Genomic DNA, 14,353 nt, shown 5'->3' with positions numbered 1-14,353 from the left:
ATCCTCTGTTCTCTATGATGTAGTACATGTACTATCAATGGCAGTAGAGCAGAGACGAGAAGGAGGGCTGATGTGAGGGATTCAGCGGTCCGGACGACAGCCAGGGCGAACGCCCAGGCCTCGGGGACGCCGGAGGAGACCGTGCTCAGCGTCCGCGGCCTGCGGATGAACTACGGCGCCGCCGAGGTCCTTCGGGGTGTGGACCTCACCGCCCGGCGCGGCGAGGTGGTCGCCCTCCTCGGCCCCAACGGAGCGGGCAAGACCACCACCGTCGAGATCCTGGAGGGGTTCCGCAGGCGCTCCGCCGGCGAGGTGGAGGTGCTGGGGAGCGACCCCGAGCACGGCGGTGAGGCGTGGCGCTCCCGGATCGGCGTGGTCCTGCAGTCCTGGCGCGACCACGGCGCCTGGAGGGTCCGGGAGCTGGTCCGTCACTTCGGCCGGTTCCACGCGCCCTTCTCCGAGCCCGGGCGCCCGCGCCCCCACGACACCGACGCGCTCCTGGAGACCGTCGGCCTCACCGAGCACGCGCACAAGAGGGTCCGCGAGCTCTCCGGAGGCCAGCGCCGCCGCGTGGACGTGGCCCTGGGCGTCGTCGGCCGCCCCGAGCTGCTCTTCCTCGACGAGCCCACCGCCGGGTTCGACCCGGTGGCCCGCCGCGGCTTCCACGAACTGGTGCACCGGCTCGCCGACGAGGACGACACCACCGTCCTGCTGACCACCCATGACCTGGACGAGGCCGAGAAGCTGGCCGACCGCATCCTCATCCTCGCGGGCGGCGTGATCGTCGCCGACGGCAGCGCCGACCACCTCGCCTCCCTGGTGGCCCGGGAGAGCGAGGTCGTCTGGAGTGTCGGGGGACGTCGGCACGTCCACAGCACCGACAGCCCCGCCCGCCACGTCGCCGAGCTGTACGCGGAGCACGGCGACGGCGTCACCGACCTGAAGGTCACCCGCCCCTCGCTGGAGGACGTGTACATGGCCATGGTCCAGCGCCACGAGTCCGGGGACGCCGAGACGGCCGCCGCCGAGTTCACGAAGGAGATCCGATGAACGCCAGGGCCAACGCCGTAAGAGCGGGACTCTCCCGGGGATGGGTCGAGTTCCGGGGGTCCTTCACCAACGCCCAGGAGCTCCTCGGGGGCTACCTGATGATGCCGGCCGTCTTCATCGCCATCGCCGTCTTCCTCGGCCGTGAACCGGTGGAGGGGACCGGCGTCTCCACCGGCACGGTGATGATGGCCGCCGGGGTCACCCTCCAGCTGGTCATGCTGGGCGTGACCACGGTCGCCCAGGTGCTCGGCACCGAGCGCGAGGACGGGACGCTGCTGCGGGCCAGGGCCACACCGCACGGCATGCTCGGCTACGGGGTCGGCAAGGTCTGGCACATCCTGACCATGTCGACGGTGGCCCTGGTGCTGATGGTGGTGCCGGGACTTCTGTTCGTCGACGGGTTCGTCCTGCGGGGTGTGAGCGGGACGCTCACCCTGCTGTGGGTGTTCGTGCTCACGATGCTGGCCCTGGCTCCCATCGGCGCGATCCTCGGCGCCACCCTGTCCAACCCGCGCACTGGTGTGGGTCTGATCATGGTTCCCGTGCTGGGGCTGGTGATGACCTCGGGCGTCATGCTGCCCATCACGTTCATGGCCGACTGGATCCAGACCGCCGCACGGTTCTTCCCCGTCTACTGGATCGGCCTGGGGGTGCGCGCCGCGCTGCTGCCCGCCGACTACGCCTCCCTCGAACTGACCGGGACCTGGCAGCTGCCGCAGGTGGCCGGGGTTCTGGCACTGTGGGCGCTGGCCGGGTTCGCCCTCGCCCAGTGGGTGCTGCGGCGGATGGCCCGGCGCGAGTCGGGGTCGAGGGTCCAGGCGGCCCGGGAGAAGGCGATGAAGCGTGGCTACTGAGAACGGCAGGAGCGCGGCCGGCCGCCGCCCGAGGGCGGCGGCCGGGGGCGGCGAGGCCATCTACAACCGGATCGCGATGCTGCGGGCCGAGCGGAACGTGTCCCGGCGCCAGCTGGCCGAGGCCCTGGGGGTGCACTACCAGACGGTCGGCTACCTGGAGCGGGGCGAGTACAGCCCCAGCCTCCACCTGGCGCTGCGTATCGCGCGCTACTTCGAGGTCCCGGTGGAGGTCGTCTTCTCCACCGAGCCCTTCCCCCGCATCGGCCAGTGACCCGAAGGAGTCCTCATGGACCTGTCCAGAATCCTCCCGAAACTGCGCTCCACCCAGATCCGTGAGGATGCCGAACGCGCCTCCCGCCCGAACGCGGGCAGCCCGGGATTCCGCGGGCCCCAGGAGAGCCCGGGACTTCGCAGGCTCCGGGCCTCCCGGGGCCGACGGCGTGTCTACGCGTCCCTGAACGCGCTGGCCATACTGGCCGCCACGGTGCTCATGGGCGTCATCAACTTCAACCCCGGCACGACGCTGATGACCACCGTCCTGCTGCCGGTCCTCCTCGTGCTGGTGGCCGTGATGCTGGTGGTCACGACGCAGTTGGGCCGGGCCACCGGGGCGAACTCCCGCTACCGGAGACTGGACGAGCGCCAGCGCGCCGAGCTGAACAGGGCCACACGGATCGGCCACCACGTGACGGCGGGCCTCATGCTGGCGGTGTTCCTCGTGTTCGCCGTGCTGGAGGGCCCGTCGCCCGAGTCCGTGTCCTTCCCCAGGGAACTGTTCATGCCCGTGCTGTGGGTGATCATCATGGCGCACACCTCGATCCCCGCCCTCTACCTGGCCTGGACCCAGCCGGACGAGGTTCCCGACGAAGAGCAGTTCTGACGACCGGAAGAGCCGGATCCCTCCGCCGAGCCCTTTCCCACACGGCCCGCAGCCACCCCGAACCGAAGGAACAGCACCATGTTCGTCAGCAAGCCCGGATCGAAGAAGCAGGAACGCCTCCGGGCCCTCGTCGAGGACCCGCGCCGCCGCCGCTTCTGGGCCGCGCGGTCCCGCCGCCGCCAGGCGGTGGTCGTGCTCACGCTCGTCACGCTCGCGGGGGCGGCGGCCTTCGCGGCCGCGATCCTCGCCGAGCCGCCCGCCTCCCTGGTGTGGCTGGGGGCCTTCGTCCTGATGATCGCGGGCTCGGCCGTGACCGCCACGCAGATCAACATCGCCGCGCGCTGGGTGGCCGGTTACGAGGGGCTGGACGAGTTCCAGCGCGCCGAGGCGGACCACGCCGCCCGCCTGGGCCATCACGTGACCATGGTCCTGCTGGGCCTGCTCATCGGGATCGTCTGCGGTTTCGGTGGGTGGCTCACCTCGCAGGAGGCGAGCACGCACGCCGTGCTGGCCGTGCTGGCACCGCTGGTGATCCTCACGACCCTGTGCCATGCGGCCTTTCCGGCCTGCTACCTGGCCTGGACCCGCCCGGACGAGGTCCTCGACGACGAGGACGAGCAGGTGTGAGGGGACGGGATCCGCAGCCAGGGTCCTCTCCGCCCGCGCCGGACGTCAGAAGATGTCCGGGCCCGCCCAGCCGTGGGTGTCGCGCTCGCGGACCCGGGCCAGCTCGTCCTCGGACAGCACGCGGGGCTCGCCGATCTGGCGGGCCCTCAGGTAGGCGGCGCTGAGCCAGTCCAGCAGCCGCAGGTTCTCCAGCGCGTGCCCCAGGCTCCGGCCCAGGGCCAGGCCCCCGTGGTCGGCGAGCAGCGCGGCGTCGCGTCCCTTGAGCGCCTTGACCGCGTGGTCGGCGATCTCCCCCGTGCCGTAGGTGGTGTAGGGGGTCACGGTGACCGCCCCGCCCAGGGCGGCGGCGCGGTGGTGGATCGGGGGCAGCTCGGCCAGGACCGAGGACACCGCGACCGTGTCGGCGGTGAAGGCGTTCACCACGGCGGTGACGTCGCGCCCGTGCCCGGCGGCCAGGCGGTGCACGGCGATGTGCAGGGTGGCCTCGGCCGCGGGGTCGCGCCGCCCTTCGAGCACCCGGTCGTCGAGCGACATCACCGGGCAGTCGGCGGGCTGGATCCGGTCGAGGGCGACACCGTGCGGCGTGACGACCACCAGGTCGCCGTTGCGGACGCTCACGGTTCCCGACTCGCCCGGGGCGGTACCGGCGCCCGCGGCGAGGGCCCGGGCGGTCAGGCAGACGTCCCGGCGTTCCTGTTCGAGCAGCATGCTTCCTCAAGCGGTGGGAGCGGTCCTGGGGCGGTGGTTCCGTGCGGTCACGCGGGAGTCCGGACGAACCTGCTTAGGTATGCCTCAACTACTTAGGTACACCTCAATGTACGTCAAATTCTCTTCCTCGTCTTCCCCAGGCCGGGATGTTCCGGGCCGGTCCGTGCGCTACGCGGAGTAGTCATGTCCCAGGTGTGACGCGGGGAGTGCCGCGGAAGAGCCCCGTCGCGGCCGAGCGTTTCTCCAGGACAGGGCGTGGCATGGGGAAACTGTGACTTATGCGTCTTATGAGACGAGGCTGTTTGTGACTAATGATCTTGGGCAAACCGGACCCGTGAACGAGCCCTACGTAACCTTGCCGACCGTGCCGTACCTGTCGGAACCGGGGTCGGCCACCGCTACCAGCCTGTACATCGACGGCGAGTGGAGGGCGGCCCGCAACGGCCGCGTCCGGGAGATCCTGGACCCCGCGGACGCCTCCGTCCTGACCATCGTCAGCGAGGGCGGCCGAGCCGACACCGAGGACGCCATCGCCGCCGCCCGGCGCGCCTTCGACGAGGGGGACTGGCGCCGCATCTCCGACGAGGAGCGCGGTCAGCTCGTCGGACGCATCGCCGACCTCCTCCAGCGCGACCGCGAGGAGATCGCGGTCATGGAGTCCCTCGACACCGGTAAGACCATCGAGGAGGGCGGGATCGACGTCGACGACGTCACCAACGTCTTCCGCTACTACTCGGGTCTGGCCGGAAAGGACGCGGGCCGCCTCGTGTCCGCCCCCGAGGGCGTGCAGAGCAAGGTGGTCCACGAGCCCGTCGGCGTCTGCGGCATGATCACGCCCTGGAACTACCCGCTGCTCCAGCTCGCCTGGAAGATGGCCCCGGCCCTGGCGGCGGGCAACACCATGGTGGTCAAGCCCAGCGAGATCACCCCCGTCACCACCGCCAAGCTCGTCGAGCTCACCGCCGAGGCGGGCATCCCGGCGGGCGTGGTCAACCTGGTCCTGGGCAGCGGCCCCGACGCGGGCGCCCCGCTGTCCGAGCACCCCGACGTGGACCTGATCTCCTTCACCGGCGGACTGGCCACCGGCAGGCGGATCATGTCGGCGGCCTCCGAGACGGTCAAGAAGATCGCCCTGGAGCTCGGCGGCAAGAACCCCAACATCGTCTTCCCGGACGTGGACCTGGACACCGCGGTGGACTACGCGCTCATCGCCGCGTTCTTCCACTCCGGCCAGGTGTGCTCGGCCGGCGCCCGGCTCATCGTGCACAACGACATCCACGACGCCTTCACCACCGAGCTCGCTCGCCGCGCCGAGGCCATCCGCATCGGCCGCGGCCAGGAGGAGGGCGTGCGCTGCGGCCCGCTGGTGTCGGCCGAGCACCGCGCCAAGGTGGAGGCCGCCGTCGCGCGCGGAGTCGAGGAGGGCGCCCGGATCATCGCCGGGGGCAAGCGGCCCGACGACCCGGCCCTCGCCCAGGGCTACTTCTACCGGCCCACCGTGTTCGTCGACTGCGAGCGCTCCATGGACATCGTCCAGACCGAGGTCTTCGGCCCGGTCGTGACCGTGGAGCGGTTCGAGACCGAGGAGCAGGCGATCGAGTTGGGCAACGACACCGACTACGGCCTCTCCGGCGGTGTGTGGACCAACGACACGGCCCGGGGCGAGCGGGTCGCGGCGGCCCTGCGCCACGGCACCATCTGGATCAACGACTTCGGCCCCTACTTCCCGGGCGCCGAGTGGGGCGGCTTCGGCCAGAGCGGCATCGGCCGCGAGCTGGGGATGCAGGGCCTGGACGAGTACCGCGAGGCCAAGCACATCTACCGCAACCTGGCGCCCGAGCCACAGCGCTGGTTCGGCTGACACGGCACCCGTCCCGGACCGCCCCGGGCGGACCGGGGCACCGAGCGCCCGGCGGTGCGGATCCGTCCTCCGCACCGCCGGGCGACCCGTGGCGACGTCCACGGCCCGCACGAGAAGAGAACCCAACACAGGTCGGTCTCCCCCCGGTATCCCCCTGGTCAGAGACAACGAGAGGAATCGGACCGTGGCTCCAACCGAGAGCACCTACGACTACGTGATCGTCGGCGGCGGTACCGCCGGATCGGTGATCGCCAACCGGCTCACCGAGGACCCCGGCACCACCGTGTGCCTGATCGAGGGCGGCCCCGACGACCGCGACCTGGAGCACGTGCTTCGCCTGCGCGACTGGCTGAGCGTCCTGGACGGCGAGCTCGACTACGGCTACACCACCGTCGAGCAGCCGCGCGGCAACTCCAACATCCTGCACTCCCGGGCCCGCGTGCTCGGCGGGTGCTCCTCGCACAACACGCTGATCAGCTTCCGGCCCTTCGCCGAGGACATGGACGACTGGGTCGCGATGGGCGCCGAGGGCTGGGACAACGCCACCGTGCAGTCCTACGCCGACCGGATCAAGTGCAACATCGTCCCGGTCGCCGAGAAGGACCGCAACGCGATGGTCAAGGACTGGGTGTCCTCGGCCGCGGAGGCGGCGGGCGTCCCCGTGGTGGAGGACTTCAACGCCCTGACCTCCCACGGCGGCGGCTTCGCGGACGGGGCGGGCTTCCTGTCCATCTCCTACGACCCCTACACCGGTCACCGCTCCTCGGCCTCGGTGGCCTACCTGCACCCGATCATGGACGTGCGCGACAACCTCACCGTCATGCTGGAGACCTGGGTCGACCGGGTGCTCCTCGACGGCGACCGCGCCACCGGCGTCAGCGCCACGGCCAAGGACGGCACACGCGTCACGGTCAACGCCCGGCGCGAGGTGATCCTGTCCGCGGGTGCCGTGGACTCCCCCCGGCTGCTCATGCTCTCCGGGATCGGCAACGCCGAGGAGCTGCGCGAGGTGGGCATCGAGCCCCGCCACGACCTGCCCGGTGTGGGGGAGAACCTGCTCGACCACCCCGAGTCGATCATCATGTGGGAGACCAGCAGGCCGGTCCCGCAGAACACCGTGATGGACTCCGACGCGGCCCTGTTCGTGCGGCGCGACGAGAGCGATCCGCGCCCGGACCTGATGTTCCATATCTACCAGATCCCCTTCGACGACAACACGAAGCGGCTGGGCTACGACTCCCCGCCCGACGGGTACGCGGTGTGCATGACACCGAACATCCCCCGTTCGCGCTCGCTCGGCAAGCTCTCCCTCACCAGCAGCGACCCGCAGGCCAAGCCCGCGCTGGACTTCCGGTACTTCACCGACCTCGACGGCCACGACGAGAAGACGATCGTGGACGGGCTGAAGATCGCCCGCGAGGTCGCCGCCACCGAGCCGTTCAAGTCCTGGATCAAGCGCGAGGTCGCTCCCGGTCCCGGCGTCCAGAGCGACGAGGAGCTGTCGGAGTACGGTCGCCGGGCCGCCCACACCGTCTACCACCCGGCGGGCACCTGCAAGATGGGCGCCGCCGACGACGACACCGCCGTGGTCGACCCCCGGCTGCGCGTGCGCGGCCTGCGCGGCCTGCGCGTCGCCGACGCGTCGGTGTTCCCGACCCTGCCCACCCCCAACCCCATGGTCACGGTCCTGGCCCTCGGCGAGCGCGCCGCGGACCTCGTCCGCCAGGACGCCCTGACCCCGGAGAACACCTGATGAGCACACTGGCGACCGAGGCCGCCCACACGCGTGAGGCCTCCTCCGACGTCACCTTCTCGGTCCGCAACCTGTGGAAGGTCTTCGGCAGGAACGCCGACAAGGTCGTCGGCACCGAGCTGGAGGGGGCCGACCGGGAGCGCGTCAAGAAGGAGACCGGGTGCACCGTGGCGGTGCGCGACGTGTCCTTCGACGTGCGCCCGGGGGAGATCTTCGTGGTCATGGGCCTGTCCGGGTCCGGCAAGTCCACGCTGATCCGGTGCCTGACCCGTCTGATCGAGCCGACCGCCGGACAGGTGCTGCTCGACGGCGAGGACATCGGCGAGGCCACCCCCCAGCGGCTGCGCGAGCTGCGCCGCCGCAAGATGGCCATGGTCTTCCAGCACTTCGGCCTGCTGCCCGACCGGAGGATCATCGACAACGTGGCCTACGGGCTGGAGGTGCGCGGGACGCAGCGCTCCGAGCGCTACGCGCGGGCCCGCGAGATGATCGAGATGGTGGGCCTCGGCGGGTACGAGGACTCCCGGCCCGGCGAGTTGTCCGGCGGCATGCAGCAGCGGGTCGGCCTGGCCCGCGCGCTCGCCGTGGATCCGGAGGTGCTGCTGTTCGACGAGCCGTTCAGCGCCCTGGACCCCCTGATCCGCCGCGACATGCAAAGCGAGGTCAGCCGCCTGCAGCGCGAGCTGAGGAAGACGTCGGTGTTCATCACCCACGACCTGCAGGAGGCCCTCAAGCTGGGCGACCGCATCGCCATCATGCGCGACGGGGAGATCGTGCAGGTGGGCACCCCGGAGGAGGTGGTGGGCCGCCCGGCCAACGCCTACGTCGCCGACTTCACCTCCGACGTGGCCCGCACCACCGTGCTCACCGCCCGGTGGCTGGTGCGCGAGCCGTACCCGGACGAGCGCACGGACGGCCCGGTCACCGCGCCCGGCACCGTGTTGGCGGAGGTGCTGCCGATGCTCGCGGCGAGCACCGCGCCCGTGCGCGTCGTGGAGGGCGACACCCTCCTGGGCTACGTGGGCCGCGACGACGTGCTGCGCGCCATCGCCGAGGACCAGCTGGACAACGCCGCCGCGGTCGCCGCCATCGAGGAGGAGGCAGCGGAGGTCCTGTCCGAGGCCGCGGCCGCCCACTCCTCCGGCGACGCCGGCGGCTCCGCTCCGGCCCCGGCCGGGAGTGATGCGTGACATGACCCTGACAACCCAACCCGTCACCTCCCCCTCGGGAACCGGTGAACGGGCCGATCGAAGTGGCGCAGGGAATCCCCTGCGCCACACGTGGGTACAGGCGCTGCTCGTGGTCGCGCTGATCGTGGCCGGCTACTGGGCGAGCCGGCTCCTGGGCCACCCCTCCTGGGCGGGCGGCTTCCCGACCCTCGTCGGCGACCGGTTCATGGCCTGGCTCGACACCGTCTACGCGTGGATCGTCGCCAACCGCAACGACAGCCCCCTGTTCCTGTACTTCTTCAACTACGTCTCGGTGGGACTGGGGTCGGCCGTCGTGCTGGTCGACCGGTTCCTCGACCTCCTCACCTGGCCCGGCGTGACCCTCCTCGGCGTGCTCGCCGCATGGCGGGCCGCCGGGTGGCGCGTGGCGCTCCTGGTGCTCTCCACCTTCGCCGTGTTCGCGCTGAGCGGGCTGTGGAACGCGTCGATGACGACGCTGTCGCTGATCATCACGGCGGTCCTCATCGCCCTGCTGGTCGGCATCCCGCTGGGCATCCTCGCCGGACGCAGCGAGGGCTTCCACCGGGCCGTCCGCCCGGTGCTGGACCTCATGCAGATCATGCCCGCGTTCGCCTACCTGCTGCCGTTCGTGCTGCTGTTCGGCATCGGCAACCCGGCGGCCGCCGTGGTGACGGCCGTGTACGCCATCCCGCCCGCCGTGCGGATCACCGCCCTGGCCATCCGCGGGGTGCCCTCGGGGGCGGTCGAGGCGGCGACGTCGATGGGGTCCACGCCGTGGCAGGTCCTCACCAAGGTGCAGCTGCCGATGGCCAGGCGCACCATCCTGCTGGGCGTCAACCAGACGATCATGCTCGCCGTGTCCATGGTCGTGATCGCGTCGGTCATCGGCGCGGGCGGCCTGGGCGACGCGATCTACCAGGCGCTCTCCAAGGTCAACGTCGGCCAGGCGTTCCAGGCGGGCCTGGCGATCGTCATGCTCGCCATCGCACTGGACCGGGTGACCGGTGCGGTGGGCCACGGGGCGCGCACGCCGGACGTCCCCGAGCGGTACCGCCTCCCGCTCCTGGGCGGCGCGCTCGCCCTGGTGGCCGCGGTGGCCGCGGCGTCGCGCCTGGCGGGCGTGCGCGGCTGGCCGCGCGACCTCTCGGTCGACCTCAGCGACCCGGTGAACGCCGTGTACGGCGCGGTTCAGGAGACGGTCGGCTCCACCACGGCGATGCTGGCCACGTGGTTGCTGCAGGGCGTGCTCGCCCCGCTCGCCACCCTGCTGACGGACTCCCCCTGGTGGCTGGTGGTGCTCGCCGCCGCGGCCCTGGGGTGGATCTTCGCCGGGGCCCGCGCGGCCGCCGTGTCCGGTGCCGCGCTGGTCGCGGTGGGCCTCCTGGGCGTGTGGTCCAACGCCATGGACACGCTGTCGCAGGTGCTCGTGGCCTCCCTGGTCACCATCGTGCTGGGCGTGCTGGCCGGCGTGGTGATGTCGCGGAGCGACCTGCTCGCGGCGGTCCTCAAGCCGGTCCTGGACGCCATGCAGACCCTGCCGCCGTTCGTGTACCTGATCCCGGCGGTGGCGCTGTTCACCATCGGCCGGGTCCCGGCCCTGGTGGCGGCGGTGGTCTTCGCCCTGCCGCCGGTGATCCGGCTGGTGGACGACGGGATCCGGGGCGTGCCCCGGCCGACCCTGGAGGCGGCGCGGTCGCAGGGGTCCACCGGTTGACAGCTGCTCACCAAGGTGGAGCTTCCGATGGCGCGCGGCTCGCTCCTGCTGGCCGTCAACCAGGGGATCATCCTGGTGCTGTCCATGGTGGTCATCGGGGCGCTGGTCGGCGCCGGCGCGCTGGGCAACGACGTGGTGGTCGGCCTGGCGCAGAACCAGCTCGGCCTGGGGCTGGCCTCGGGCCTGGCGATCGTGTGCCTGGGCCTGTTCCTGGACCGTGTGACGCAGGGAAGGAGGGCACCCCGTGCCTGAGTGGAGAGGTTCCCTGTCCAGGGTGCTCGCCGTGGGCCTGGCCATGGTCATGGTGAGTTCGTGCGCGGTGCGCACCGACCAGGTCGCGCGCGACCCGGACACGGTGCGGATGGCGGTCAACGGCTGGGTGGGCTATGAGGCCGGCGCCGAGGTGCTGGCGTACATCCTCCGCGAGGAGATGGGCTACGAGGTCCAGTTGGTCCGCACCGACGAACAGCCGTCGTGGCAGGCGCTGGACCAGGGCGCGCTCGACGTGATCGTGGAGAACTGGGGTCACGAGGACCTCATGAAGCTCTACGGTCCCGAGGGCAACGGCACCGTGGTCGACGGCGGCTCGACCGGCAACGAGGGCGTGATCGGCTGGTACGTTCCCGCCTACGTGGCCGAGGAGTATCCGGAGATCACCACCATGGAGGGCCTGCGGGAGCACACCGACATCTTCCGGACCGCCGAGACCGGCGACAAGGGGGAGTTCCTGGGCGGCGCGCCCGGGTTCGTCACCCAGGACCAGGGGATGATCAACGCGTTCGACCTGGACCTGGAGATCGTCTACGCCGGCTCGGAGGCCTCGCAGATCACCGAGGTCCGGCGGAGGTACGCCGACGAGGAGCCGGTGCTCTTCTACTTCTACGACCCGCAGTGGCTCCAGGAGGAGCTGGACCTGGTCAAGGTCGACTTCCCGGACCACGAGCCGGGGTGCGCCGACGACCCGGACCACGTGCCCTGCGACTACCCGGTCTATGACCTGAACAAGGTCTTCCGGGCCGGGTTCGTGGAGGAGAACGGCCCCGCGTACCGGTTCCTGGACAACTGGACGTGGACCAACGCGGACCAGAACCAGGTGGCCAGGATGATCGCCGACGAGGGGCTCGACCCGACCGAGGCCGCGGAGGCCTGGGTGGGGGAGAACCCGGACGTGTGGCGGGACTGGCTCCCCGAGGGCGCCGCGAAGCGCTGAGCCGCTGTTGTCCGCCCGCTTGTGTCCGCCGGGCCGGGAGGCGCGTCCTCCCGGCCCGGCGGCGTGTCGGAGCCGGGCCGCCGGCCGGTGGCGCCCGCACCCCTTGCCACGCCGGGCGCGGGACATGAGAATTTCTCATGTTCGTCGAGGGAGCGGAGGGCCATGCGCCGGGACCGACTCGCCGTCGCCGTGGGGACCGTCCTGTTCCTGGACGCCCTCCGGGTGTTCCTGCCTTCGCTGATCACCCTGTTCGGCCGGGCCGGATCGACCGATCCCGCGCTGATGGGCGCCTTCGCGCTCGCCTGGTTCCTGCTCCCCCTCCCCTTCGTCCCGCTCGCCCGCCGGATCGGGCCCGCGGCGCCGGCCGCGGCCGCGGCGATGGCGGCGGGACGTCTGGCCCTCCAGGCCACCGACGGCGGCGGCCCCCAGCTGTACGTCTCCGCCGCCACGGTGGGCGCGGGAGCAGTGTGGCTGGTGTGCACCGCGATGGCCTCCACCTCCGACGGGCGCCTGCGCGGCCGGGAGGTGGTGGTCGGGGTGGTGGCCGCGATCGCGGCCACCGCGGTCGTGCACACCCTCCTCGGCACGACCGACCTCGTGTGGTGGCCGACCCCTGTGGCGTGGGGGCCGGTCGCCGCCGGGGCCGCTCTCCTCCTTCTCCTGCTGTTCGGCGTCCGGGGCGCGGACACGGAACCGGCTCAGCCCGTGCCGCCCCGGGCCTGGCTGGTCCTGGGCCCGCTGCTCTTCCTCACCGGCCTGTACACCGCCAACCCGGCGGTGGGGCGGGCCCTGGCGGAGTCGCCGCTGGGGGCCGCGGCCGTCGCCACGGGCTCTGTGCTGTCGGTGGCCCTCGCTCTGCGCCCGCGCCTGCTGGGCAGGAGCCGGTGGGTGGCACCGGCCGTGCTCCTGGCCGCGCTGGTGTGGCTGGCGCTTCCCGGCGGCACGCCTCCGGACGCGTCGGGAGTCCCGTCCGTGGCAGCGCTGGTCGCCGGGCAGTGCGCCCTGGCCGCCTGCGCGGGCTGGGCCGTGCTCCCCAGGCCCGAGCGGGCGTCGGCGGCGCTCACGGGACTGGCCGCCGCGTCGGGGCTGCTGCTGTTCGTGGTGCTGGTGTTCGCGTTCTACTCCGCCTACGACCTGTACGTTCCCAACGCCTACGTGCCCTTCGCGGCCCTGGTCCCGCTGGTGTTCGCCGTACTCCCGCGCACCCGGGAGGCCGAGAGGGCCGGAGGGGGACGGGAGGAGCGAGGGGGCCGCCTCCGCCGGAGAGGACTCGCCGTGGCCGCCGGGGCGGGCGCCCTGACCCTCGCCGCCACGGCTCTGTACCCTCCGTCCCAGCCGCCCGCGCCGGCCGCCGACCGGCCCGGAGACGGACTGCGCGTGGCCGCCTACAACGTGCGGATGGGCTTTGGCATGGACGGCCGGTTCTCCGTCCCGGAACAGGCGGAGGCCCTGCGCGGCCTGGCCCCCGACGCCGTCGTCCTCAGCGAGGTGGACCGCGGCTGGCTGCTCAACGGCGGGCACGACGGGCTGGCGGGCCTCGCGCGCGGACTCGGCATGAACGCCTACTGGGGACCCGCCGACGGGCCGCTGTGGGGAGACGCCGTGCTCACCGCCCTGCCGGTCACCCGACAGGAGCGGCACCCGCTCACCCCGAGCGGCCCCACCGGGGCACAGGCGCTGGAGGTGACCGTGGACTGGAACGGCACCGAGGTCACCGTGGTGTCCACCCACGTGCAGCCCGCGGACTACGGTTTCGGAGAGGAGACCTCGCGGCGGCAGTTGCGCGACGTCGCGGAGGTCGCCCGCGGCGCCCGGGAGCGCGGCGGCCCCGTCGTCGTGGCCGGGGACCTCAACATCGAGCCGGACGATCCCGCCTGGAGCATCCTCACCGAGCACGGGATGCGCGACGCGTTCGGCGGGGTGCGGCCCTTCCCCACCCTGCCCGGGCAGGCGGGTTCGGACCAGCAGATCGACCACGTCCTGCACTCGGCGGACCTGGTGCCGAGCGACCCCGCGAACCCGGACGTGCCCCACTCCGACCACCGGCCGGTGGCCGTCACGCTGACCCCCGCGGACTGACCGTCAGGCGGACGGACGCTCGTACCTGCGGCGCCGCCCCACCCAGTACACGTTCACGCAGGCGGCGACGAACCCCGCGCCGAACAGGACGACCAGCCACACCTGGTCGGTCCACAGGTAGGCCAGGACCGCGGCCACCAGCAGTACCAGGGCGCCGAACACGGCCAGCACCATGCGGAACCCCAGGGCGCTCGCCGGACGCTCGTGGCTGCCCAGGGGACCCTTCAACCTGCCCCGTCGCATGACCTCAGCTCCTCTCACACCGGTCCCACCGTTGTCCTCCCCGACTCCTACCCATCGGGAGGAGACGAACCAGGAGCCGCGCTGACCGCCTTCGTGACCTATGACAAGCGGCTGGCGGAGGCGGCCGGTCTGCCGGTGGCCGCTCCCTCTCCCCGAGCGGGAGGGGGAGCGGCCACCGGGAAAG

Annotated in this window: 12 protein-coding genes and 1 pseudogene; 11 read left to right on the top strand and 2 right to left on the bottom strand. The window is 72.0% G+C overall.

Translation table 11 applies throughout. The features are described 5' to 3' along the window. The first annotated feature begins 165 nt into the window (after positions 1-165). The 5 genes from A6A08_RS24265 to A6A08_RS24245 all read left to right on the top strand — a co-directional run bounded on the left by A6A08_RS24265 (position 166) and on the right by A6A08_RS24245 (position 3,411). Positions 166-1,050 (top strand): ABC transporter ATP-binding protein, encoded by an 885-nt coding sequence (locus tag A6A08_RS24265; protein ID WP_242422870.1) that lies wholly within the window; start codon positions 166-168, stop codon positions 1,048-1,050. After that, entirely contained in the window at positions 1,047-1,904 is an 858-nt protein-coding gene (locus tag A6A08_RS24260; protein ID WP_073704945.1) for an ABC transporter permease, read from the top strand. The genes A6A08_RS24265 and A6A08_RS24260 overlap by 4 nt, the downstream gene beginning before the upstream one ends. After that, the gene (locus tag A6A08_RS24255; protein ID WP_073704944.1) at positions 1,894-2,175 is read left to right on the top strand and encodes a helix-turn-helix transcriptional regulator; all 282 of its coding nucleotides are present in this window, start codon (positions 1,894-1,896) and stop codon (positions 2,173-2,175) included. The genes A6A08_RS24260 and A6A08_RS24255 overlap by 11 nt, the downstream gene beginning before the upstream one ends. A gap of 15 nt (positions 2,176-2,190) precedes the next feature. Continuing rightward, the gene (locus tag A6A08_RS24250; protein WP_083609254.1) at positions 2,191-2,784 is read left to right on the top strand and encodes a hypothetical protein; all 594 of its coding nucleotides are present in this window, start codon (positions 2,191-2,193) and stop codon (positions 2,782-2,784) included. Between the two features lie 78 nt (positions 2,785-2,862). Beyond that, a complete protein-coding gene (locus tag A6A08_RS24245) occupies positions 2,863-3,411 on the top strand; it encodes a hypothetical protein (RefSeq protein WP_073704943.1) in 549 nt (182 codons plus the stop codon). 45 nt (positions 3,412-3,456) lie between these two features. Here A6A08_RS24245 and A6A08_RS24240 read toward each other — a convergent pair whose 3' ends face one another. After that, positions 3,457-4,119 carry a class II aldolase/adducin family protein gene (locus A6A08_RS24240; protein WP_073704942.1) on the bottom strand — a complete coding sequence of 221 codons (663 nt, stop codon included), beginning with the start codon at positions 4,117-4,119 and terminating at the stop codon, positions 3,457-3,459. 334 nt (positions 4,120-4,453) lie between these two features. Between A6A08_RS24240 and A6A08_RS24235 the strand changes: the two genes are divergently transcribed. The 6 genes and pseudogenes from A6A08_RS24235 (at position 4,454) to A6A08_RS24210 (ending at position 13,926) form a co-directional block, all read left to right on the top strand. Continuing rightward, a complete protein-coding gene (locus tag A6A08_RS24235) occupies positions 4,454-5,980 on the top strand; it encodes an aldehyde dehydrogenase family protein (RefSeq protein WP_073704941.1) in 1,527 nt (508 codons plus the stop codon). A gap of 184 nt (positions 5,981-6,164) precedes the next feature. Next, the gene (locus tag A6A08_RS24230; RefSeq protein ID WP_073704940.1) at positions 6,165-7,733 is read left to right on the top strand and encodes a GMC family oxidoreductase; all 1,569 of its coding nucleotides are present in this window, start codon (positions 6,165-6,167) and stop codon (positions 7,731-7,733) included. After that, the gene (locus A6A08_RS24225) at positions 7,733-8,923 is read left to right on the top strand and encodes a glycine betaine/L-proline ABC transporter ATP-binding protein (RefSeq protein WP_073704939.1); all 1,191 of its coding nucleotides are present in this window, start codon (positions 7,733-7,735) and stop codon (positions 8,921-8,923) included. The genes A6A08_RS24230 and A6A08_RS24225 overlap by 1 nt, the downstream gene beginning before the upstream one ends. After that, positions 8,916-10,889 (top strand): annotated as a pseudogene (locus A6A08_RS24220) (ABC transporter permease). Before A6A08_RS24225 ends, A6A08_RS24220 begins: the two are co-directional and overlap by 8 nt. A 43-nt stretch (positions 10,890-10,932) precedes the next feature. Continuing rightward, positions 10,933-11,847, top strand: a complete 915-nt coding sequence (locus A6A08_RS24215) for an ABC transporter substrate-binding protein (protein WP_073705045.1) — start codon at positions 10,933-10,935, stop codon at positions 11,845-11,847. Positions 11,848-12,009: 162 nt separating this feature from the next. Then, positions 12,010-13,926: an endonuclease/exonuclease/phosphatase family protein gene (locus A6A08_RS24210; RefSeq protein WP_073704938.1), complete on the top strand. Its 1,917-nt coding sequence runs from the start codon at positions 12,010-12,012 to the stop codon at positions 13,924-13,926. 3 nt (positions 13,927-13,929) lie between these two features. On the opposite strand, the gene A6A08_RS24205 is transcribed toward A6A08_RS24210, so the two are convergent. Further along, positions 13,930-14,169 carry a hypothetical protein gene (locus tag A6A08_RS24205; protein ID WP_073704937.1) on the bottom strand — a complete coding sequence of 80 codons (240 nt, stop codon included), beginning with the start codon at positions 14,167-14,169 and terminating at the stop codon, positions 13,930-13,932. Between the last annotated feature and the right edge of the window lie 184 nt (positions 14,170-14,353).

The sequence above is a fragment of the Nocardiopsis sp. TSRI0078 genome, from assembly GCF_001905145.1.
In the GTDB taxonomy this organism is placed as follows: domain Bacteria; phylum Actinomycetota; class Actinomycetes; order Streptosporangiales; family Streptosporangiaceae; genus Nocardiopsis.
The sequence above is the reverse complement of the archived record's forward strand: the minus strand, read 5'-3'. Positions and strand labels throughout refer to the sequence as shown.

Bases quoted from the DNA above. Each gene is read 5' to 3' on its own strand.
- A6A08_RS24205 (WP_073704937.1), bottom strand. From the start codon at position 14,169: ATGCGACGGGGCAGGTTGAAGGGTCCCCTGGGCAGCCACGAGCGTCCG.
- A6A08_RS24250 (WP_083609254.1), top strand. From the start codon at position 2,191: ATGGACCTGTCCAGAATCCTCCCGAAACTGCGCTCCACCCAGATCCGT.
- A6A08_RS24260 (WP_073704945.1), top strand. From the start codon at position 1,047: ATGAACGCCAGGGCCAACGCCGTAAGAGCGGGACTCTCCCGGGGATGG.
- A6A08_RS24240 (WP_073704942.1), bottom strand. From the start codon at position 4,119: ATGCTGCTCGAACAGGAACGCCGGGACGTCTGCCTGACCGCCCGGGCC.
- A6A08_RS24225 (WP_073704939.1), top strand. From the start codon at position 7,733: ATGAGCACACTGGCGACCGAGGCCGCCCACACGCGTGAGGCCTCCTCC.
- A6A08_RS24210 (WP_073704938.1), top strand. From the start codon at position 12,010: ATGCGCCGGGACCGACTCGCCGTCGCCGTGGGGACCGTCCTGTTCCTG.
- A6A08_RS24245 (WP_073704943.1), top strand. From the start codon at position 2,863: ATGTTCGTCAGCAAGCCCGGATCGAAGAAGCAGGAACGCCTCCGGGCC.
- A6A08_RS24215 (WP_073705045.1), top strand. From the start codon at position 10,933: ATGGTCATGGTGAGTTCGTGCGCGGTGCGCACCGACCAGGTCGCGCGC.
- A6A08_RS24265 (WP_242422870.1), top strand. From the start codon at position 166: ATGAACTACGGCGCCGCCGAGGTCCTTCGGGGTGTGGACCTCACCGCC.